Annotated in this window: 21 protein-coding genes; 13 read left to right on the top strand and 8 right to left on the bottom strand. The window is 72.5% G+C overall.

Going from position 1 to position 19,864, the window contains the following annotated elements:
• Nucleotides 1–83: 83 nt before the first annotated feature.
• Complete coding sequence (locus tag HP445_RS00275; RefSeq protein WP_241660497.1) at nucleotides 84–296, top strand: PLDc N-terminal domain-containing protein; 213 nt, start codon at nucleotides 84–86, stop codon at nucleotides 294–296.
• A 6-nt stretch (nucleotides 297–302) separates the two neighbouring features.
• On the opposite strand, the gene HP445_RS00280 is transcribed toward HP445_RS00275, so the two are convergent.
• The 4 genes from HP445_RS00280 to HP445_RS00295 form a co-directional block, all read right to left on the bottom strand.
• Nucleotides 303–788: a tetratricopeptide repeat protein gene (locus tag HP445_RS00280; protein ID WP_128781771.1), complete on the bottom strand. Its 486-nt coding sequence runs from the start codon at nucleotides 786–788 to the stop codon at nucleotides 303–305.
• Entirely contained in the window at nucleotides 785–1,594 is an 810-nt protein-coding gene (locus tag HP445_RS00285) for a DUF6807 domain-containing protein (protein ID WP_128781772.1), read from the bottom strand. Before HP445_RS00285 ends, HP445_RS00280 begins: the two co-directional genes overlap by 4 nt.
• Before the next feature lie 10 nt (nucleotides 1,595–1,604).
• A complete protein-coding gene (locus tag HP445_RS00290) occupies nucleotides 1,605–2,312 on the bottom strand; it encodes a class I SAM-dependent methyltransferase (protein WP_128781773.1) in 708 nt (235 codons plus the stop codon).
• A gap of 190 nt (nucleotides 2,313–2,502) precedes the next feature.
• Nucleotides 2,503–3,252 carry a FadR/GntR family transcriptional regulator gene (locus tag HP445_RS00295; protein ID WP_111093734.1) on the bottom strand — a complete coding sequence of 250 codons (750 nt, stop codon included), beginning with the start codon at nucleotides 3,250–3,252 and terminating at the stop codon, nucleotides 2,503–2,505.
• A 237-nt stretch (nucleotides 3,253–3,489) separates the two neighbouring features.
• Between HP445_RS00295 and HP445_RS00300 the strand changes: the two genes are divergently transcribed.
• The 6 genes from HP445_RS00300 to HP445_RS00325 are packed head-to-tail and all read left to right on the top strand — an operon-like array spanning nucleotide 3,490 to nucleotide 9,729.
• Nucleotides 3,490–4,905: an MFS transporter gene (locus HP445_RS00300; protein ID WP_128781774.1), complete on the top strand. Its 1,416-nt coding sequence runs from the start codon at nucleotides 3,490–3,492 to the stop codon at nucleotides 4,903–4,905.
• Entirely contained in the window at nucleotides 4,902–6,647 is a 1,746-nt protein-coding gene (locus tag HP445_RS00305) for a dihydroxyacetone kinase family protein (RefSeq protein ID WP_128781775.1), read from the top strand. The genes HP445_RS00300 and HP445_RS00305 overlap by 4 nt, the downstream gene beginning before the upstream one ends.
• 25 nt (nucleotides 6,648–6,672) lie before the next feature.
• Complete coding sequence (locus HP445_RS00310) at nucleotides 6,673–7,158, top strand: ribose-5-phosphate isomerase (protein WP_071406070.1); 486 nt, start codon at nucleotides 6,673–6,675, stop codon at nucleotides 7,156–7,158.
• Entirely contained in the window at nucleotides 7,158–7,973 is an 816-nt protein-coding gene (locus tag HP445_RS00315; protein WP_128781776.1) for a triose-phosphate isomerase family protein, read from the top strand. The genes HP445_RS00310 and HP445_RS00315 overlap by 1 nt, the downstream gene beginning before the upstream one ends.
• Nucleotides 7,970–8,815 (top strand): sugar phosphate isomerase/epimerase family protein, encoded by an 846-nt coding sequence (locus tag HP445_RS00320; RefSeq protein ID WP_128781777.1) that lies wholly within the window; start codon nucleotides 7,970–7,972, stop codon nucleotides 8,813–8,815. Before HP445_RS00315 ends, HP445_RS00320 begins: the two co-directional genes overlap by 4 nt.
• Nucleotides 8,812–9,729 (top strand): phosphogluconate dehydrogenase C-terminal domain-containing protein, encoded by a 918-nt coding sequence (locus HP445_RS00325; protein ID WP_071406073.1) that lies wholly within the window; start codon nucleotides 8,812–8,814, stop codon nucleotides 9,727–9,729. The genes HP445_RS00320 and HP445_RS00325 overlap by 4 nt, the downstream gene beginning before the upstream one ends.
• 32 nt (nucleotides 9,730–9,761) lie before the next feature.
• Here HP445_RS00325 and HP445_RS00330 read toward each other — a convergent pair whose 3' ends face one another.
• Nucleotides 9,762–11,357 (bottom strand): D-apionate lactonase family protein, encoded by a 1,596-nt coding sequence (locus tag HP445_RS00330; RefSeq protein WP_128781778.1) that lies wholly within the window; start codon nucleotides 11,355–11,357, stop codon nucleotides 9,762–9,764.
• Nucleotides 11,358–11,437: 80 nt separating this feature from the next.
• On the opposite strand from HP445_RS00330, the gene HP445_RS00335 reads away from it, so the two are divergent.
• Nucleotides 11,438–12,199: an SDR family NAD(P)-dependent oxidoreductase gene (locus tag HP445_RS00335; RefSeq protein ID WP_128781779.1), complete on the top strand. Its 762-nt coding sequence runs from the start codon at nucleotides 11,438–11,440 to the stop codon at nucleotides 12,197–12,199.
• A 176-nt stretch (nucleotides 12,200–12,375) separates the two neighbouring features.
• Here the strand turns inward: HP445_RS00335 and HP445_RS00340 are convergent, their stop codons facing one another.
• Both HP445_RS00340 and HP445_RS00345 read right to left on the bottom strand, forming a co-directional pair.
• Nucleotides 12,376–13,332, bottom strand: coding sequence for a DUF1648 domain-containing protein (locus HP445_RS00340; protein WP_241660495.1), 957 nt, complete (start codon nucleotides 13,330–13,332; stop codon nucleotides 12,376–12,378).
• Nucleotides 13,329–13,679, bottom strand: a complete 351-nt coding sequence (locus HP445_RS00345; RefSeq protein ID WP_128781780.1) for a GntR family transcriptional regulator — start codon at nucleotides 13,677–13,679, stop codon at nucleotides 13,329–13,331. Before HP445_RS00345 ends, HP445_RS00340 begins: the two co-directional genes overlap by 4 nt.
• A 122-nt stretch (nucleotides 13,680–13,801) precedes the next feature.
• Between HP445_RS00345 and HP445_RS00350 the strand changes: the two genes are divergently transcribed.
• Both HP445_RS00350 and HP445_RS00355 read left to right on the top strand, forming a co-directional pair.
• The gene (locus tag HP445_RS00350; protein WP_071246336.1) at nucleotides 13,802–13,996 is read left to right on the top strand and encodes a hypothetical protein; all 195 of its coding nucleotides are present in this window, start codon (nucleotides 13,802–13,804) and stop codon (nucleotides 13,994–13,996) included.
• 85 nt (nucleotides 13,997–14,081) lie between these two features.
• Entirely contained in the window at nucleotides 14,082–14,609 is a 528-nt protein-coding gene (locus tag HP445_RS00355; protein ID WP_128781781.1) for a hypothetical protein, read from the top strand.
• 9 nt (nucleotides 14,610–14,618) lie between these two features.
• Here the strand turns inward: HP445_RS00355 and pdxR are convergent, their stop codons facing one another.
• Nucleotides 14,619–16,067, bottom strand: a complete 1,449-nt coding sequence (gene pdxR, locus HP445_RS00360; protein WP_128781782.1) for a MocR-like pyridoxine biosynthesis transcription factor PdxR — start codon at nucleotides 16,065–16,067, stop codon at nucleotides 14,619–14,621.
• A gap of 21 nt (nucleotides 16,068–16,088) precedes the next feature.
• Here pdxR and HP445_RS00365 point away from each other — a divergent pair, with 21 nt between their 5' ends.
• The 3 genes from HP445_RS00365 (at nucleotide 16,089) to rlmN (ending at nucleotide 19,300) form a co-directional block, all read left to right on the top strand.
• A complete protein-coding gene (locus HP445_RS00365; RefSeq protein ID WP_128781783.1) occupies nucleotides 16,089–16,838 on the top strand; it encodes a pyridoxamine 5'-phosphate oxidase family protein in 750 nt (249 codons plus the stop codon).
• A 182-nt stretch (nucleotides 16,839–17,020) separates the two neighbouring features.
• A complete protein-coding gene (locus HP445_RS00370; protein WP_128781784.1) occupies nucleotides 17,021–17,974 on the top strand; it encodes a C40 family peptidase in 954 nt (317 codons plus the stop codon).
• A gap of 93 nt (nucleotides 17,975–18,067) precedes the next feature.
• A complete protein-coding gene (gene rlmN, locus HP445_RS00375) occupies nucleotides 18,068–19,300 on the top strand; it encodes a dual-specificity RNA methyltransferase RlmN (RefSeq protein WP_017885785.1) in 1,233 nt (410 codons plus the stop codon).
• The last annotated feature ends 564 nt before the right edge of the window (nucleotides 19,301–19,864 follow it).

Genomic DNA, 19,864 nt, shown 5'->3' on the forward strand with positions numbered 1-19,864 from the left:
CGCGGACGAGTCCGGGCAGGCCCTACTGTCATCGATGCGGGCGACGACCGTCGCCGCGGAGAGGACCGCTCGTGTTGACGAACGTGTCGGGGGCACACGCCGTGGTGCTCCTCGTGCTGCTGGCGCTCGAGGCCGTGGCGCTGGTGCAGGTCTGGCGCGATGGTCGCCGGACGCAGGTGGTCAAGGTGCTGTGGACGGTGGTCATCCTCGCGCTGCCCGTGATCGGCGTGCTGGGGTGGGCCGTGAACTGGCTGCTCGGCAAGGCCGCGGACGCGCTCCAGCGCCGGAACGCCTGACGCGCGTCAGTCCTCGGTGAGGGCCGCCGCGTGGGCCCGGACGGACCGGTGGTACCGGGGGAGCGTCGGCTCGACGGCCTCGATCGCGACGCGCAGTGCCTCGGCGGAGCGTCCGGCGCTGTGCAGGGCGAGCGCGAGGAACACCTTGGGTGCCGCCCCGGTGGCGGGGTGCTCCGGCGCGTCGCGGAGCATCGCGATGGCCGCGTCGATCCGGCCGAGGTTCCGCAGCGTCGAGGCGTGCTGGACGGCCATCCTGGCGGCGCGGTCCGGGTCGACCGTGTCCAGGCCGGCCGTGGTCGCGGCGGCGTACTGCACGTCGGCCTCGGCCTCGTGGCCGCCCGAGTCGAAGGCGCCGCCGAGCTCGAACGCGCCGAGTGCGGGGTGCGGAGCGCCGGCGGCGAGGTCGCGCATCCGCTCGATCCGCTGCTGATCGTCGATCGTCGCGTCGTCCCACAGCGCCGCGACGCGTGACTCCCAGTCCCCGGTGCTCATCCGGCGAGCGTACCGCCGTCGGTGATCGTCGCGCGGAACGAGCGGACCAGCGGAGCGCCGGGCTGCACGACGGCGGGGGAGTCCCACGCCAGTGCCGAGCCGATCGCCGGGTACTCCTCGGCGCGGACGAACCAGGGGTCGTGGTGGTCGAGGGCCTCGATGCGGATGGTCGCCGGACCGCCGTCGAACACCGCCGACCAGGTGATCCAGGGGGCGACCGAGCCGTGCACGGCGGCCTCGCCCTCGGCATCGGCGGTCCGGATGACCGCTCCCGTGCACTCGGGGAACCGCCAGAAGAAGCCGCCGTAGCCGGCTCCGGTCCGGCCGTTGCTGCCGGGGCCGCCGAGGTGCACGGGGGAGTCGCCGGGGGCGTGGAACGCCGACGACCAGGACAGTTCCCACCCGCTGGTGACCGCGCGCCAGCAGAGGGTGCGGTCCTCGCGCAGGACCACCGTGCGGTCCGGGCCCCGCCAGACGAGCTCCTCGGCGGATGTCGTGTCCTGTTGCTCGGCGTGCACGACCTCGACCGAGCCGTGGTCGTCACGCCAGACGTAGCCGGCTCCCTGCGAGTAGGTCGGGCCGCCCCAGCAGTTCACGCCGTCGACGTCCGGGATCGCGACGCCGACACCGCAGTGCCAGTCGTGGTCCCTGGGGTGGTGCGCGCTGACGACGGTGCCGCCGAGGGTCCGGACCGGGTGCAGGTACGGCCGAGGGGACGACTTGGCGATCGTGCCGGTGCCGCTGCGTTCGACGGCGACCTCGACACCGTCCACGACGAGCGCGCGGATGTCGTCGTCGGTGGTCACACGGCCGACGCTACCCGCGCGTCAGCCGGGCGAGCACGACACTGTCGAGCACCTCGTGCGGATTGCCCTCGGGTGTCGTCACGGTGCGCGGCCGGACCTCGGCGACCAGGACGTCCCACCGGTCGTCGAGCTGCAGGGCGGCGAGGTCGTCGGCCGGCGCGGGGAACCGGTACTCCCGCAGCTCGGGCGGCAGGTCATCGTGCGGGGGAGCGGCGTGCGCGGTGACGAGCAGGTGCCCACCCGCGGCGACGAAGCCAGCGGCCCGACGCAGGATGTCGGCTCGGGGGATCTCCACCGGCCACGACTGCAGGAACGACGCCGTCACCAGGTCGAACCGCGCGGCGGTGTCCCACCGGGCGAGGTCTGCGGCGACGAACGCCGTCTGCTCCTGAACCCCGGCGGCGACGGCGGCCCGCGAACCACGCTGGAGCGCCGTCACGGACAGGTCGATGCCCGTCACGTCCCACCCCTGCTCGGCGAGCCACACCACGTCGCCGCCCTCGCCGCAGCCGAGGTCGAGTGCCCGCCCCACCGGCAGCCCCCACGTCACCGAGGCGAGCACGGCGTTCACCCGGCCGGACCAGATGCCATCGCGCTCGGCGTAGCGGGCCTCCCACCACTCCCGAGCGGACGGTGCGGCGGTGGCGTCGTTGGCTTCGGTGGCATCGGTGGCATCGGTGGCAGCTCCGGTGGCGGAGCCGTCGTGGTGGGTGTGCATGCTGGTACTCCAGCGCACCTGCCGGGCCGGACCCAAGCGGTGTTGCCGACCCGGCAACACCGCACGGTGCGGGGCGGGCGCGCCCCGGGCCTCCCGTCCGCCCTGATCGTGAGCACAGGACGTCGGGTCGGCTCGACGGACCCGACCATTCCTGCTCACGAAGCGAGCGCGCGCGCGCGAGCGCGCCCCGCTACTCGTCGGCGGGCAGCGGCTCGGCGTGCTCGATGCGGGCGCTCGCCGTGGCCATGTGCGCGTCCATCGCGCGCTGCACGGCGGGCACGTCGCGGGCGCGCAACGCCTCGAAGACGGCGCGGTGCTCGTGGAACGCGGCCTCGGTCGCCTGCCGGGTCTGCACGCGCCGCGCGACCCAGACGCTCAGCATCGAGCGCAGGCTCTGCAGCAGATCGGCGAGCACGTCGTTGCCCGACGCCCGCGCCAGCAGGACGTGGAACCGGACGTCGGCGTCGATGAAGGCCTGCGGGTCGTCGAGCGTCGCCTCCTGCCGGACCAGGTACTCGCCGAGTTCGGTGATCTGCTCGTCGGTGGCGCGCTGCGCGGCGAGGATCGCGGCCGTGCGCTCCAGCGAGGACCGGATCTCGAGCAGTTCGCGGGTGCGGTTCGAGGCGAGCATCAGACCCCACGACAGGGTCGTCGGCAGCAGGTCCGAGGTGCCTCCGCGCAGGTAGGTGCCCGAGCCGGGGCGGATCTGCACGATGCCCAGGATCTCGAGGGCGGCGAGGGCCTCACGGACGGCCGAGCGTCCGACGCCGAGCCGCTCGGACAGGATCCGCTCTGAGGGCAGGCGTGAGCCGGGGGCCAGCTCGCCGGCGGTGAGCAGCGAGACGAGCTGTCGGGCGACCACCGAGGCGGGGGACCCGACGGGCACGGACTCGAGCTCGAGTCGGATGTTGAGGGGGTCGTCCGGGCTGAACGCGGGCATGGAGTGAGCGTACCGGTCGGTCAACCGGTTGCGGCGAGAGCAGCGCCGAGGCGACCAGCGTCGCGAAGAAAGCAGCGGGCGCGTGAAATGGTCAACCGGTTGACAAGTTGCCCGACCGCGACGCACACTGGATCAGGCGCACCGATGCGCCCGCTCCCGATCCGCGCAGCAGCACGGGCCATCCCGGCGCAGCCGCCAGGACGGGAGTCGTACCACCCCCACCGAGCAGGAGTCATCGTGGACATCCCCGCCACGCGAGGCATCCCCACCTCGGTCGTCGAGAAGACGGCCATCCGCAAGATCGCGATCCGCATCGTGCCGTTCGTGGCACTGATGTTCTTCATCAACTTCCTCGACCGCACCGCGATCTCCTTCGCCGCCCCCAACGGCATGGAGGCCGACCTCGGCCTGACCGCCGCCCAGTTCGGCTTCGCGTCCGGTGTGTTCTTCATCGGCTACCTGGTGCTCGAGGTGCCGTCCAACCTGGCGCTGCACAAGTTCGGCGCCCGGATCTGGCTCGCCCGCATCATGATCACGTGGGGCATCGTGTCCCTGCTCTTCACGTGGGTGCAGAACTACCCGCAGCTCGTCGGCCTGCGCTTCCTGCTCGGCATCGCCGAGGCCGGGTTCTTCCCCGGCGCGATCCTGTTCCTGTCGACCTGGGTCCCGGCACGGCACCGCGGCAAGATGCTCGCGCTGTTCTACCTGGCGCAGCCGCTCACGAGCGTCATCGGTTCCCCGCTCGCCGGCTGGCTGATGACCCACGAGGGGATCCTCGGCGGCCTGGCCGGATGGCGCTTCATGTTCCTCTGCGTCTCGATCCCGGCGATCGTCGTCGGCGTCCTGTGCCTCTTCGTCCTCAAGGACAAGCCGTCGCAGGCGAAGTGGCTCGACGAGGACGAGAAGGTCTGGCTCGAGACGACGCTCGCTGCCGAGAGCGCCGCGAAGGGCGGCGACGGCCACGGCAAGGGCGGCCTGCGTGCGGCCTTCGGCTCCGGCCGCGTCTGGATGCTCGCCGCGGTGTACTTCGGCTTCATCTACGGCCTCTACGCGCTCAGCTTCTTCCTGCCGACGATCATCGACGGCTTCCAGGAGCAGTTCGGCACCACGTTCGACCTGTTCCAGAAGGGCCTCATCACGGCCATCCCGTACGTGCCCGCCGCGGTGGTCCTGTACTTCTGGTCGCGTGACGCCTTCCGCCGTGGCGTCCGGGTCTGGCACATCGCCGTCCCCGCCCTGGTCGGTGGCCTGAGCATCCCGGTCGCGCTCTACATGAACAGCCCGGCCGCCACCGTCGCGGTCATCGCGATCACCGCGTGTGCGATCTTCGCGGCCCTGCCGAACTTCTGGACGGTCCCGACGCAGTTCCTGACCGGTGCCGCCGCAGCCGCGGGGGTCGCCCTCATCAACACCGTCGGCAACCTCGGTGGGTTCGCCGCCCCGTACATCACGGGTGCCGTCAGCGAGTGGACCGGCGGCTACCAGGCCCCGATGTTCATCGTCGGCTTCTTCATGGTGCTGTCGAGCGTGCTGATGTTCGTGCTCGGCCGGAACACGAAGCGCAACGAAGCGGCCGCCGCGGCATCCGAAGCCGACACCGCGGTCGCCGCCACGGACGGACCGACCGCCATCGCGAAGGAGGCCGGCGCATGAGCCGCCTGTTCAACGACCCGGCGGACTTCGCCGACGAGATGGTGGACGGCTTCGTCGCCGCCAACCGCGCCCGGGTGCGCAAGGTGCACGGCGGCGTCGCCCGCTCCACCATCAGCCCCGAGGGCACCGTCGCGCTCGTCGTCGGCGGTGGCTCCGGCCACTACCCGGCCTTCGGTGGCCTCGTCGGGCACGGCCTGGCGGCCGGTGCCGCGATGGGCAACCTGTTCGCCAGCCCGAGCGCCCAGCAGGTCACCGCGGTCGCGAAGGCGTCCGAGCACGGCGGCGGCGTGCTGCTGAGCTACGGCAACTACGCCGGTGACGTCCTGAACTTCGACGCGGCGGCACGGGCACTCGAGGCACAGGGCATCGACGTCCGCACGGTCCGCGTGACCGACGACGTCGCGTCCGCGCCCGCCGACCAGGCACACAAGCGCCGCGGGATCGCGGGGGACCTCTGCGTGTTCAAGGTGGCCGGCGCGGCCGCGGAACGCGGCGACGACCTCGACGCGGTCACCGCGATCGCGACCCGGGCCAACGACCGCACCCGCAGCTTCGGGGTCGCGTTCTCGGGCTGCTCCCTGCCCGGCGCCGACGAGCCGCTCTTCACCGTCCCCGAGGGGCGCATGGCCATCGGCATGGGCATCCACGGCGAACGCGGCATCGCCGAGGCCGACGTCCCCACCGCGGACGGTCTGGCCGACCTGCTCGTCGACAAGCTCCTCACCGAGCGACCCGACGACACCGGTGCCGGCACCGGCACCGCAACAGCACCCGCCCGCCCCCGCGTCGTCCCGATCCTCAACGGCCTCGGCTCCGTCAAGTACGAGGAGCTCTTCGTCGTCTTCGGCGCCGTCCAGCGGAAGCTCACCGACGCCGGCATCGTCGTCGTGGAGCCCGAGGTCGGCGAACTCGTCACGAGCTTCGACATGGCGGGCGTCTCGCTCACCCTGTTCTGGCTCGACGACGAACTCGAGCAGCTCTGGGCCGCTCCCGCCGACGCCCCCGCGTACCGCAAGGGCGGCGCCGTCCCGCAGCAGCCGGTGCCGGTCGAGGTGCTCGAAGCCGGCGTGGTCGTGCCCGTCACGCCCGGCACCGAGGAGTCCCAAGCTTCGGCCGCCCGCGTCGCGGCCGCGATCACCGCGATCCGCGCCACCATCGACGACCACGCCGACGAGCTCGGCCGCATCGACGCCGTCGCCGGTGACGGCGACCACGGCATCGGCATGCAGCGCGGCTCCACCGCCGCCGACCGTGCGGCGCAGGACGCCGCCGCCCGCGGCGCCGGCGCCGGTTCGGTCCTCGCGATCGCCGGCGACGCCTGGTCCGACAAGGCCGGTGGGACGTCCGGTGCGATCTGGGGCGCCGCCCTGGAGGCACTGGGTCGCGTCCTCGGCGACGACGAACGCCCGTCGTCGGCCACCGTCCAGAGCGCGGTGCACGCCGCCACCGAAGCCGTCCTGGCATTCGGGGCCGTCCCCGGCGACAAGACGATGGTCGACGCGCTCGTGCCGTTCGACCAGGTCTTCTCCGCCCGGGTCGACGCCGGCGACGCACTCGTCGACGCCTGGTCGGCCGCCTCGGCTGCAGCACAGACCGCGGCGGTCGCCACGGCCGACCTGTTGCCCCGGATGGGCCGCGCCCGCACCCACGGCGAGGACGCCGTCGGCACCCCGGACGCCGGCGCGATCTCGTTCGCACTCATCACCGCCGCGGTCCTGGCGACCATCGCCGTCCCCGCCTGACCCCCACCACGAAAGGCACACCCGCATGAGTGAGCAGCAGTTCCGCATCGTCGTCGGTTCGGACGACGCCGGCTTCGACTACAAGGAGGTCATCAAGGCCGACCTGGCGAAGGACCCCCGCGTGGCCTCGGTCGTCGACGTGGGCGTGGATGCCGATGGACACACCGCCTACCCGCACGTCGCCGTCGACGCCGCCCGTCTGGTGGCGAACGGCGAGGCCGACCGCGCGATCCTGATCTGCGGCACCGGCCTCGGCGTCGCGATCGCGGCGAACAAGGTCCCCGGCATCCGCGCCGTGACCGCGCACGACTCGTTCTCGGTGGAGCGCTCGATCCTGTCGAACGACGCCCAGGTGCTCTGCATGGGCCAGCGCGTCGTCGGGGTCGAGGTCGCGCGCCGGATGGCGAAGGAGTGGCTCGGCTACACCTTCGACCAGACGAGCGCGAGCGCCGAGAAGGTCAACGCGATCTGTGCCTACGACGGCTCCGCCCCGGTCGGGACCGACGCCTGATGCCCGCGACCACGGCGGCCGCCCCGGTGACGATCGGGGTGTCGCTCAAGATGTACTTCAGCCACGCCCGGACGCTCGCGTGGGCGGCCGCCGTGGCCGGCATCGCCCGCAGCCACCCGGCGGTGCGGTCCGGCGCGGTCGAGCTCTTCGTGGTGCCGACGTTCCCGTCGCTCGTCCCGGTGCGTGCGGTGATCGGGGACGCCCCCGTGACGCTCGGCGCGCAGGACCTGGCGTGGGCGGACAGCGGCGCGTTCACCGGCGAGGTCTCCGGCGCCGAACTCCGTGAGATCGGGGTCGACCTCGTCGAGATCGCACATGCCGAGCGACGCGAACTGTTCCACGAAACGGACGACGAGATCGCCGGCAAGGTACACGCCGCCTTCCGCAACCACCTGCGGCCCCTGATCTGCATCGGCGAGACCGAGCGCGCCGCCGACGGCGACCCCGCGGCCGCGATCGCCGAGGTCACCACGCAGCTCGACCGCTTCACCGCCACCGCGACCGCCGACGGCCTCGCCGGACCGCTCATCGCCGCGTACGAACCGGTGTGGGCGATCGGCGCCCCGCAGCCCGCGCCCGACGAGCACATCGTCGCGGTCCTCGCCGGCATCGAGCAGCACCTGGCGAACCGGCCGGAGCTCGCCGGCTCCGTCGCGATCTACGGCGGCAGTGCCGGTCCGGGCCTGCTGACCCGCGGTGCCGGACGCATCGGCGGCCTGTTCCTCGGCCGCTTCGCCCACGACCCCGAGGCGATCCGCACGATCCTCGACGAAGCCGAGGCGCTGGCCGCGACGCAGGACGGAGCACCGGCGTGACCTCCCTGCTCGGCCTCTCCACCTACGCCTACTTCTGGCGCATGTCCGACCGCGTCCCGTCGCCGATGTCCCTCGACGACGCCCTGCGCGACGCCGCGTCGCACGTCGGCGTCGACCTGTTCCAGATCTGCGACCACCTGCCGCTCGACACCGCGACCGACGAGCGCCTGGCCTCGATCCGGTCCCTGGCCGCCGACCTCGGTCTCACGCTCGAGGTCGGCACCCGCGGCACCCGGCCGGAGCACCTCGCCCGGTACCTGCACGTCGCGCAGCAGCTCGGCGCGACCCTCGTACGCAGCATGTGGACGAGCGGCGACGACCAGCCCGACGCGGCCGAGACCGAGCGACGCCTGCGGCAGGCGCTCCCCGCCTACGAGCGCGCGGGCGTGACCCTCGCGCTGGAGACCTACGAGGTCGTCGCCACCGCCGACCTCGTCGCCGTCGTCGAGACGATCGGCTCCGACCACCTCGGCATCTGCCTCGACCCGGCGAACACCGTCGCCCGACTCGAACACCCGGCCGACGTCGTCGCGATGACCGCCCCGTACGTCGTCAACTGGCACGTCAAGGACTCCGCCTTCACCCGCTCACCGGGCTGGGTCGGGTTCCAGTACACCGGCGTCCCGATCGGCACCGGGGTCCTCGACCACGACGCCGTCCGTGCCGCGCTCGAGCCGGACACCCGGGGGATCAACCGCGTCATCGAGTTCTGGTTGCCGTGGCAGGACGAGCACGCCGGCGCCGAACCCCTGCCGGGGGAGACCCCCGCACAGACCGCCACCCGCATCGAAGCGGCGTGGACCGAACACACCATCGAGTACATCAGGAGCAAGGAATCATGACCGACACCGTCACCACCACCCACACCGTCGCTGCCGGATCCGGCACGGCCGACGTCACCGTCGCCGTGATCGGTGCCGGCGGCAAGATGGGCACCCGCGTCTCGAACAACTTCGCGAAGAGCGAGTACACCACCCTGTACAGCGAGGCCTCGCCCGCCGGCCAGGAGCGCATCCAGGCCCTCGGCCGCGAGATCACCGACAGCCTCGACGCCGCGAAGGCCGCCGACGTCGTCATCCTCGCCGTCCCGGACGTCCTGCTCGGCACCATCTCGGAGCAGCTCGTCCCCGTCATGAAGCCCGGCGCGTCGATCCTGACGCTCGACCCCGCGGCCGCCTACGCCGGTCTGCTGGCGAAGCGCGAGGACATCCACTACGCCGTGGCGCACCCGTGCCACCCGTCGGTGTTCCTCGAGCGCACCACCAAGGCCGAGTGGGACGACACCTTCGGTGGCATCGCCGCCCCGCAGGAGGTCATCGCGGCCTTCGACGCCTCGGAGTCGCTCGGCGACGAGGGCGACCGCGCCAAGGCCGTCGCCGAGGCCGTCATCACCACCATGTACGCCCCGGTCATCCAGGTGCACTGGGTCACGGTGAAGCAGCTCGCCGTGCTCGAGCCGACCCTGGTCGAGACCATCGCCTGCATGATCGGCGACTTCCTCAACGACGCCCTCGAAGAAACGGTCACCGGTGTCGGCGTGCCCCGCGAGGCCGCCCGCGCCATGCTCTACGGCCACACCTGGATCGCGCTGACCAACGGCCTGCGCGGCTCGAACCCGTTCTCCGACGCCTGCCACATCGCGATGGGCTACGGCCGCGAGAAGCTCATCAAGGAGGACTGGAAGCAGGTCTTCGACGACAGCGAGCTCGACTCGGTCATCGCGAAGATGCTCAAGATCGACGCAGTCCGGCGCTGAGCCGGACCGCCACCGACCACCGCGCCGACCCGTCAGCGCGCCCGGACCGGAACGCCCCGCCGACCCCCTTCCGGCGGGGCGTTCCCCGTGCCGTCGGCGGCCATGAACCCGCGCGGCCCCCACGCCTCCGCCAGCGTGATCGAGGCCACGCCCGGCACCGTCAGCGCCCGCACCGCGTCGGCGAACCACCGCTCGGCGGCCGGCGTGTGCTGCGCCGGGTCGGTCGCGTCCGGAACGGTCTCCGGCCCGTACCCGTGCTCGACGGTCGCGTCCGTCACGACCCGAGTCGGCGCCGTCGCCACCGCGTTGAACCGTGGCCGCAGCGTCACCGGTCCGACGTGCAGCGCCCTGCCGGCGGCCAGCCTGGAGGCGCTGCTCACCACCCAGCGCTGCATCCGGATCGACTCGGTCACCTGTTCGGGCGACCGGTCGTGCATCTGCGGCGTCACGCTGCAGGTCAGGGGGCCGTCCCAACCCGAGAACACCGCGATCGACCGGTTCAGCTCGGTGAAGTGGGCACGGGTGCCGGCGACGACCTCCAGCGCGCCGACCGCTGCCACCGCTTCGCGCAGTGCCCGCTGCAGCGCCGGCGTCGTCACGTGCGACACCGGGTCGAACGCCCCGACGCGAGCCACCGGCCCGCCCGCGAGCACCGCGTCGATCGCCGCGCGCAGCAGCACCGGGTCGTCGGTGACGAACCGGACGTCCAGGGGAGCGCCACCCGCGTCCCGCCGGGCCGAGGCGAGCACCGCCTCGACGTTCGGTGCCCCGAGGACCGGTTCGACCAGGATCGGGAACCCGCGGAGCAGGTCGGCATCGTCCGGGCGCGCAGCGAGCGGTGCCGAACCCGCGAGCAGCTGGAGCGTCGGCGACGGCGTGACCACGGCACCGGGACCCGGCCCGTCGGGCGCCGCGAGGTCCGAGGCGGGGGAGGCCGCGCCTCCCGGCCGGGTGCCCGGAACACCTGCCGGATCGACCGCCGTCGCACGCAGGGTGAGCCCCTGCCGGACCGTCGTCCCCGGCGTGATCGCGACCGGGAAGGGTTCGGCGAGCGGCGTCGAGTAGGTCTTGAACGAGGCGTCGGTCCAGTTGCGCTGGTCCTCCATCTCGAACACGTCGCCGGTCAGGTCGAGTGACAGCGCGGTCGCGCCCACCGACCAGTCGAGCCCGGCGACGTCGACGGCCGGCTGGTGCGGCGCGATCCAGAACGGGAACGCCGTCGCGGTGGTGTCACCGGACGGATGCCGCACCGTGAGCGGCTGCTCGGCCAGGGTCGGCGGGTGCAGGACGACGAGCCCGACGCGGTTGCGGCGGAAGGCCTTCGTGACGGTCCCGACCGCGGCGACCCGCAGGGTGTCGTCGTCGAGCGTGACCTCGAGGACGGTGCGCACGACCTCGACGCCGTCGTACCGTGCGCTGGCCTCGATGCGGATGCTGCCCTCGTCGCCGTCCACCGTCCGTGTCGACACCGTGTCGTCGGCGGTGCGCCAGTCGTGGTCGCGGACGACGAACCGGACGGCACGCAGGACGAGCACGCCCCGGAACGTGACGTCGGCGAGTTCGGCTCCGCGCAGGGCCAGACGCCAGGGCCCGACGGACACGATCTCGTCGTTCGACGTCGCAGTCATGGTGCATGCCGAGCACCGGTCAACCGGTTGGGCAATGATGGGGGCGACGGAGCAGTGCTGCTCCGAGGACGGAGTCCCACATGACCGCACGACTCGACGGCCGGACCGCACTCGTCACGGGAGCGGGAGCCGGCATCGGCCGCGCGATCGCCGACCGCTTCGTGGCCGAGGGGGCGACCGTCGTCTACGCCGACCGCGACGCCGAAGCGGCCGCCGGTGCTGCTTCCGCAGCCGGCCCGACCGCGACCGGCCTGACGATGGACATCGCCGACGAGGCGAGCGTGGCCGCAGGGTTCGCCGACCTGGCCGAGCGTGGTGCGACCCCCGACGTGGTGGTCGCGAACGCCGGTGTGCAGCTGTTCGGCCACGACGCGAAGGTCGCCGACCTGTCGCTCGAGACCTGGGACCGCACGGTCGCGGTCAACCTCACCGGCACGTTCCTGACGATCAAGCACGCCGTCCGGGCGATGCTCGAGAACGGCACCGGCGGGTCGGTCATCGCCACCGGGTCGCCCACCGGCCTGAACGGCGAGGGCGCCGACTTCGCGGCGTACTCCTCGACCAAGGGCGGCATCCACGCACTCGTCCGGGCGACCGCGATGGCCTACGCGCGGGACGGCATCCGGGTGAACACGGTCGTGCCGGGCTACACCGAGACCGGCCTCGTGTCGGCGATCTCCGGCGACCCCGAGGCCCGTGCGGCGATCGTCGCCCGCACCCCGCTCGGTCGCCCGGGCACCCCCGACGACGTCACCGGGATCATGGTCTACCTCGCCAGCCCGGAGTCGTCCTACGCCACCGGAGCGGAGTTCCGCGTCGACGGCGGCATGACGAGCCTCTGACCCGCCTCACGCCCCGCCCGTCCTGCGAAAGCGACAGTGTTCCGCCGAACGTTCGCGGCACACTGTCGCCCTGACGGGACAGTCACCGGAGCGGTCACGAGGTGTGTCGCTTCCGCGCACAGGTCCCGCCCGCCGCCGAACCCGCCACACCGCCCTGGAGGCCCGTTGCGGCCCCGTCAGTCCGTCTCGCGCCCGGCGAGCAGCGCGCCCAGAGCTGCGGCACCGCCCGCAGCGTCGGGCACGGTCACCATCCGCGCCTGCCCGCCGCGGAGCCGCGCGACCAACCCCGGCCCGGACCGCACGACGTAGGCGACACCGCGGCCCGAGATGCGGTAGCCCCAGCCGCCCCACTGACCCGGGGACACCGGCTCCCAGCCGCACGACTCGATGCGGTCCAGCGGGACGCGCATGAGGGGGATCCTCGTCCAGGTGGACGTGAGCCGCATGCCGCGACGGTCGACGGTGAGCTCCACCCGCGCCAGCACCAGCACAGCGAGCCCCGCGAGCACCATCGCCAGGCCGGAGACGACCGCCGTCGTCACCCCGGCCGATGCCGTCCAGACGGCGGTGCCGACGCCGAGCACCACGACGACTACCCCGAGCACCGCGAACCACCGGCTGCCGACGCGTGCGCGCCAGGCGACGCGGGTGTCGGGCCCGACCGCCAGGGGAGCGACCTCGTGGGCCGGCACGGGTGCAGCGACCCGGAACAGTGCGAGCACGGGGACGGCGGCGACCACCACGGCGACGAGCAGGAACGGGACCGTCCACCAGGGGGACAGGGTGCCGTCGCCGGCCGTGTTCGTCCACGCGAGCACGACCCAGGCCGTGCCGAGGGTCCCGGCCAGCAGGTTCGCGACGAGCAGCACCGTGGCTGCCGTCCGCCTGTCGCGCCAGCGCAGCGCGGAGAACGCGAGTACGACGGCCACCAGTGCCACCGCCAGGGTGACCCAGAAGGCCGTCCACGGTGATCCCCAGCCGTCGGCGGTGCCGTCCGTCCGGAAGTGGATCGCGATCCGCGCGGGCATGGTGGACGCTGCGAGGACCGCGGTGAGTACCAGTCCCACCGCGACCAGGAGCCCTGGTGCCGTCACGGCCAGCCGTGTGCCGGTGGTCATCGGTCGAGTCGTCATCGTGCCCCCTTGATCATCGTGAACAGGTCGTCGAGCGAGACGCCCAGGGTGTCCGCCTGGTCACGCAGCTCGTCGACGAGCGTGCGCAACCGGTCGAACGAGGCGTTGCCCGATCGCAGGACCGTCGCACCGCGGCCGCGCCGCAACTCGATCAGTCCGTCGTCCTGCAGCAGCGCGTAGGCGCGCAGGACGGTGTGCATGTTGACGTCGACCGAGGCGGCGAGGTCCCGCGCAGCGGGCAGCCGCTCGCCGTTCCGGAGCTCGCCGCGGGCGATCGCATGGCGGATCTGGGTGGCGACCTGGTCTGCCAGGGTCGCTCGCGCCTGCGGGTCGACGGTGATCAACATGTTCGCATTCTATGCGAACAATCCGGCATCGCACCGGGGCTGGTCCACCCGTTCGGAACCCGTTTGGCCGCGGAACGCAGCACGTGGTTCCGCGGCTCCCGGCACGCGTACCGTCCGTCTCGATGACCGAATCACCCACCACCACCGCCCCGTCGAACTACGAGTCCGCCGACGGTGTGGACCCCCTGCACGTCACCACCTACCGACAGGTCCGCAAGGCCGCCCGCCGCGGACACGCGCTGCCCGGCGACGCCGGAGAGCCGTCCCTCGCCGACCTCGTGAACGCCCGGAAGAACGGCACCGCCGAGTCCCGCTGACGCAAGCTCACGATCCGGTCTCGACCAGGTCTCGATCGGGACACGACGACGCGAACGGCACGACGGCGCTGCCACGATGACGTCCATGGTCTCCTTCCGGTACGCACTGCCCCTCGTCGTCGTGAGCGCGGTCCTCGCGTCCGGCTCGCTCGCCGGTTGCTCGGCCGATACCGATACCCACGCCGACGCAGCAGCGCGGTCGACGTCGACCCCGAAGGCGACCTCGGAGACCTCGGACGCCCAGCCCGCGGGCGGCGCGACGGACCCGATGGAAGAGGACCGGAGTGCTGCGGCGATCTGCGGCCAGATCAGTGCGCTGACGACGATCTCGCTGAACGCGACGGTCGGCCGCAGCCAGGGCGACCTCTCCGAGGCGCAGTACCAGGCACTGATCGCCGCGGAACGCTTCGGCTACGAGCACCTGTCGAGCACCGACGAGGAGCTCGACGACGCGATCGACTACGCGCACGAGTACCTCGACGCGCACCCCGCACCGAAGTCCGGGCCGGCGCTCGAGATGACCCCCGAGTGGGAACTCGTCGGGCGGACCCTGATCACCGCGTGCCGGGGTGCCGGGTCGAACGTCGTGGGCACCGCCCAGTACGGCGGCTGACGACCCGGATCAGGGTCCCGTGACCGCCGTCACGAGCGCGTCGAGCGCGCGGTCGAGCTCCGGCATCGTCACGGCGCCGTAGCCGAACACGATGCCCGGCGGCGTGCTGCCCGGCGCGAGCCCGTACTCCTCGAGCGACGCGACGAGCACCCCGGCGTCCGCCAACCGACGCGCGATCTGCGCCCCCGTGGTCGGACCCGACCACGTGACCACCGCGTGCAGTCCGCCGTTCAGAGCACGGGCCTCCAGACCGGCGACGCCGCCGAGCCGAGCCGCGATCCGGGCCCGGCGGTGCGTGTAGTCCCGCCGGACCCGACCGAGGTGTCGTCGCAGCGCGCCCGTCCGCAGCAGGTGCACGAGCGCGGCCTGCACCGGTTCGGCGACGACCGCGCCACGTGCCCGACGCGCACCGAGCACCGCGTCCGCCACCGGAGAACCCGCCGCTGCAGTCGTCGGCAGCACGAGGTAGGCGCACCGCAGCCGGGGGTCGAGCGTCTTCGAGAAGCCGCCGACGTGCAGCACCACACCCTCGGCGTCGAGTGCGGCCAGTGCGGGCACGGGCGCGCCGCGGTGCCGGAACTCGGAGTCGTAGTCGTCCTCCACCACCACCGTGCCGGTGGCCGCGGCCCAGGTGAGCAGCCGCCGGCGCCGGGCGACGGGCATCACCGACCCGAGCGGGTACTGGTGCGTCGGGCTGACCAGGACGGCGTCGACCGGTCCGGAGGCTTCGAGCGCGTCGAGGTCGAGGCCGTGCTCGCCGACCGGGACGCCCACCAGGGACCCACCCGCGCTCGTGACCGCACGGTGTCCGGTGCGGTAGCCGGGGTCCTCGACGGCGACGACGGGAGCGCGACCCAGCAGCCCCCGCAGCGCCTCGGTGACGAGTGACAGCGCCTCCGAGGTCCCCGCGGTCACGAGCACCCGGTCGACCGACGTCGTGAACCCGCGGGTCAGGCCGAGCTGGGCGACGACCTGTGCGCGCAGGTCGGGGGAACCGAGGGGCTCTGCGATCGCGTTCCGGAGCGGGGCCGACGCCGCTGCGTGCCAGGCTGCCCGCCAGTCCCGCTGCGGGATGGCGGTGACGGCGGGGATGCCCGGACGGCAGTCGATGAGCGAGGACGTCGGGGCCGGACCGTCCGGATCGGGGGAGCGGGCGCCGACCGGAGCCGGAGCCGGAGCCGGCGTCATGCCCGCGTCCACCGTCACACTCGCCGCGACCCGGGCGAGGGCACCGTGCCGCGTCCGCAGGTACCCCTCGCCGTCGAGCTGCTCGTACGCCGCGACGACGGTGCCCCGGGCCACCCCGAGCTCCGCCGCCAGCGCCCGCGTCGAGGGCAGCGCATCGCCCTCGCGCAGGGTGCCGTCGTGCACCATCCCGCGCACCCGTGCCACCACTTCGGACACCTTGCTCGACTGGTCCACCGTGATCGCCCCGATCTGGTCCAGGCACCGGACCACTGGTGACCCTAGCGTGACGGCATGCCCACCTCGAGCCCCAAACCAGAACCGAGCATCGACGGCCCCTCGCTCCGCGTCCGCCGCCTGCGCGACCGCCAACTCGACGACCCCGCCGTCCTGCACGCGATCCTCGCCGAGGCCCACCTCGCCCACGTCGGCATCGTCCGCGGCGGCCACCCCGTCGTCCTGCCGTTCCTCTGCGCCGTCGGGGACCTCGGGGACGGCCCCGTCCTGCTGCTGCACGGCTCGACCGGCGGCGGTCTGTTCCTCGACGCCGGGGCCGAGGGTGTCCCGGTCGCCGCCACCGTCACCCACCTGGACGGCCTCGTCTTCGCACGCTCGACCAACGACAGCTCGGCGAACTACCGCAGCGCGATGATCGCCGGGCGCGCGACCGTGGTGCCGACCGACCTCCGTGCCGAAGCCCTCTGGCAGGTGGCCGACCACCTCATGCCGGGCCGCCGAGCCGAGGTGCGCGAGATGACCGCGAAGGAGGTCCGCGCCACCCAGGTCCTCCAGCTGCCCCTCGACCGCGCGAGCGTCAAGGTCCGCGCCCATGGCGTCGGCGAGGACCCGGCCGACGGCGAGGACCACTCCGTCTGGGCGGGCGTCCTGCCACTCGCGGTGCGCGCCGGTGTCCCGATCCCGGGGGACATCTCGGGGGACAGCCCGGTGGACGCGTCGGTCGTCGCGCTGTCGGCTCGCCTCGACCGCCTGGCGGCCGACCGGGAGGCCCGGATCGCCGCCGTCATGCGGGTCACGCCGGTCTGAGTCCGGGTCCACCGCCGCGGGCCGGCTCCGGAACGCCCGTGCGCGTCGTCGGAGTGGCCTGCGAGCGGTGCTCGTTCCTGTGACCAGCTGCAGGAACACTCCGGCGCTGCCCAGCTGCGAGCACCGTCGTGACCAATACGTTACTTTCCGGACCGCCGAGTGGTCCCGACCCGGAAGGACCCATGGGACGCCACACCCTGCCTGCAGCAGCCGACGACCGTCAGCCCGCGCGAGCGCACACGCACCCCGCGGTCGACCCCGCGCCGCTGACGCCGGACACGCAGCAGTCCCGTCCCCGTGGTCGCCGCTCGGCCCTCGGTCCCGCGGCCGCCCGCTCCACCTTCGTCGAGCACCCGAAGCCGGCCCGGACCGTGCGGATGCAGCCGCGTCCCGCCCCCGTCGCGTCGTCGGCCGGCAGTGCGGTCCTGAGCCGGACCGCCACCCTGCGGGCCGAGCGCGCCGTCGACCCGCGGCACATCCGTCGCTCCGCCAATGCGAAGCGCGCGGCGATCCTGCTCGCCCCCGCGATCGCGGTGACCTCGAGCCTGACGCTCGCCCTGCCCGCGAACGCCGACACCCTGCCCGCAGACACCCGCTCGGGCACGACCACGGCGCAGGCCGCCCAGACCTTCACGGTGGCGCACGACGTCCAGGTCCCCGTGGTCTCCACCGACGGCATGACCACCACGACGACGATCGTGTCCTACCCGACCCTCGACCTCCGCTTCGGGGTGACCACCGCGCAGGCACAGTCCGCGTTGTCCGCCGCGCTCTCGGCCGGCGGTGATCGGGCCACGATCGTGCAGACCGCCCTGCAGTACATGGGGGACCCGTACGTCGAGGGCGGCGCGAGCCACGAGGGCATCGACTGCTCCGGGCTCACGATGGTCGCGTACCAAGCGGTGGGGATCCAGCTCGTGCACTACGTGCCGACGCAGGACGCCGTCGCCACCACGATCCCGGAGTCCGAGGCGTTGCCGGGCGACCTCGTCGTGTACGACGACGAGGACCACGTCGGCCTGTACCTCGGCCAGGGACTCGTGCTGCAGGCACCGCACCCGGGCGAGGTCGTCGACATCGTCCCGATGTACTCGGCGGCGCACCACTTCGCGCGCGTCCTGCCCGCCGGCAGCTGACCCGACCAGCCGTGGCGTGGTCCTGGTGGTGACCACCAGGACCACCCGGACGGGGCGTCCCCACCGATCACGGGCCTCCCGTATCCTGGAGTGATGGCTTCCGACACCCGCACCCCGTTCGAACAGCAGCAGTCTGCTCGTCCGCAGGTGCGCCCGCGCACCGAGGGCTGGAAGCAGGCCACCGACACCGACGGTCGCCCGCTCCTGCAGTTCGCGTCCCCGAAGCGTGGCAAGCCGCCCGTGCACCTGGCCGACCTGACGGCCGAGGAACGCGAGGCCCGCGTGAAGGAACTCGGCCTGCCCGGGTTCCGCGCCAAGCAGCTCGCGACCCACTACTTCCAGCACTACACGTCCGACCCGGCCAAGATGACCGACCTGCCCGCCGCCCAGCGGGAGCAGCTCGTCGCCGGGATGCTGCCGCCGCTCCTCACCGAGACCCGGCGGCTGGCGACGGACAACGGCGACACGATCAAGTTCCTCTGGAAGCTGCACGACGGCGCCCTGGTCGAGTCGGTCCTCATGCGCTACCCGGGCCGCATCACCCTGTGCGTCTCGTCCCAGGCCGGCTGCGGCATGAACTGCCCGTTCTGCGCCACCGGCCAGGCGGGGCTGACGCGCAACATGTCCACCGCCGAGATCATCGAGCAGATCGTCCGGGCCAACGCCGCGATCGCCGCCGGTGAACTCGGGGGCGATCCCCGCAAGGGCGGCAACGACCGCGTCGACGCCGAGCGCGTGACGAACATCGTGTTCATGGGCATGGGGGAGCCGCTCGCGAACTACAAGCGGGTGATGGACGCCGTGCGGTTGATGGTCGCACCGCAGCCGAACGGTCTCGGCATGAGTGCCCGCGGCATCACGGTGTCGACCGTCGGACTGGTGCCGGCGATGATCAAGCTCGCGGACGAAGGGATCCCGCTCACGTTCGCGCTGTCCCTGCACGCACCCGACGACGAGCTCCGCGACGAGCTCATCCCGGTGAACTCGCGTTGGAAGGCCGACGAGGCGATCGACGCCGCCCACAACTACTACGTGAAGACGGGCCGTCGTGTCTCGATCGAGTACGCGCTCATCAAGGACATGAACGACCACGCCTGGCGAGCCGACCTGCTCGCCGAGAAGCTCAACAAGCGCGGCAAGGGCTGGGTGCACGTCAACCCGATCCCGCTCAACCCGACGCCGGGCTCGGTGTGGACCTCGTCCGAGGTGCACGTGCAGGACGAGTTCGTCCGCCGACTCAACGCCGCCGGCATCCCGACGACCCTGCGCGACACCCGCGGCAAGGAGATCGACGGGGCGTGCGGGCAGTTGGCAGCGGCCGAGTAGGTCGGTCCGGTTCGTTCAGACGGGAGGCACAGTGCGGGTTCGCACCGTGCCTTCCGTCGTTCCGGGGGTCGCGCTCACCCCGTCGATCCCCGGATACCCGGGGGACACGTGCCGTTCACCCGACTGCGACACGCCCGGGAGGGACGACGGTTGGCAGGGCCCCCGGGGCGTGTGTAAAGTAATCACTCGTTGCCGCTGAGGCGGAGAACGGAACGGCCGAGACGGTCACAGGGTGCAAGCCCTGGATGCGCAGTCCGGACGGGGTCCCGCTCAGGCAACATCCCCCCCGAAGAAGTCGAAGTGATTCGACGTGTCTGACGGTGGAACAAGACGAATGCCTCTCTGGCGGAACCTTTCGGGGTCGAGCGGGGAGTGCGTCTGGTCCTTGAGAACTCAACAGCGTGCACATTGTCAATGCCAATCTATTGATTGACCTCGTGCCTGGTCGGCTTGCTGACTGGGTCATGAAGCAATTCCTTTTGGATTGAAGATTGTCAGTAGACAGTCAACAGTCAGAATCAACTCGGTCTGATGCCTTCGGGTGTTGGGTCTGTATTTTTTTAC

The sequence above is a fragment of the Curtobacterium flaccumfaciens genome (assembly GCF_013359815.1).
GTDB lineage: Bacteria > Actinomycetota > Actinomycetes > Actinomycetales > Microbacteriaceae > Curtobacterium > Curtobacterium flaccumfaciens.

Bases quoted from the DNA above. Each gene is read 5' to 3' on its own strand.
- HP445_RS00280 (WP_128781771.1), bottom strand. From the start codon at position 788: ATGAGCACCGGGGACTGGGAGTCACGCGTCGCGGCGCTGTGGGACGAC.
- HP445_RS00290 (WP_128781773.1), bottom strand. From the start codon at position 2,312: ATGCACACCCACCACGACGGCTCCGCCACCGGAGCTGCCACCGATGCC.
- HP445_RS00295 (WP_111093734.1), bottom strand. From the start codon at position 3,252: ATGCCCGCGTTCAGCCCGGACGACCCCCTCAACATCCGACTCGAGCTC.
- HP445_RS00305 (WP_128781775.1), top strand. From the start codon at position 4,902: ATGAGCCGCCTGTTCAACGACCCGGCGGACTTCGCCGACGAGATGGTG.
- HP445_RS00310 (WP_071406070.1), top strand. From the start codon at position 6,673: ATGAGTGAGCAGCAGTTCCGCATCGTCGTCGGTTCGGACGACGCCGGC.
- HP445_RS00315 (WP_128781776.1), top strand. From the start codon at position 7,158: ATGCCCGCGACCACGGCGGCCGCCCCGGTGACGATCGGGGTGTCGCTC.
- HP445_RS00325 (WP_071406073.1), top strand. From the start codon at position 8,812: ATGACCGACACCGTCACCACCACCCACACCGTCGCTGCCGGATCCGGC.
- HP445_RS00330 (WP_128781778.1), bottom strand. From the start codon at position 11,357: ATGACTGCGACGTCGAACGACGAGATCGTGTCCGTCGGGCCCTGGCGT.
- HP445_RS00335 (WP_128781779.1), top strand. From the start codon at position 11,438: ATGACCGCACGACTCGACGGCCGGACCGCACTCGTCACGGGAGCGGGA.
- HP445_RS00340 (WP_241660495.1), bottom strand. From the start codon at position 13,332: ATGACGACTCGACCGATGACCACCGGCACACGGCTGGCCGTGACGGCA.
- HP445_RS00345 (WP_128781780.1), bottom strand. From the start codon at position 13,679: ATGTTGATCACCGTCGACCCGCAGGCGCGAGCGACCCTGGCAGACCAG.
- HP445_RS00350 (WP_071246336.1), top strand. From the start codon at position 13,802: ATGACCGAATCACCCACCACCACCGCCCCGTCGAACTACGAGTCCGCC.
- HP445_RS00355 (WP_128781781.1), top strand. From the start codon at position 14,082: ATGGTCTCCTTCCGGTACGCACTGCCCCTCGTCGTCGTGAGCGCGGTC.
- HP445_RS00365 (WP_128781783.1), top strand. From the start codon at position 16,089: ATGCCCACCTCGAGCCCCAAACCAGAACCGAGCATCGACGGCCCCTCG.
- HP445_RS00370 (WP_128781784.1), top strand. From the start codon at position 17,021: ATGGGACGCCACACCCTGCCTGCAGCAGCCGACGACCGTCAGCCCGCG.
- rlmN (WP_017885785.1), top strand. From the start codon at position 18,068: ATGGCTTCCGACACCCGCACCCCGTTCGAACAGCAGCAGTCTGCTCGT.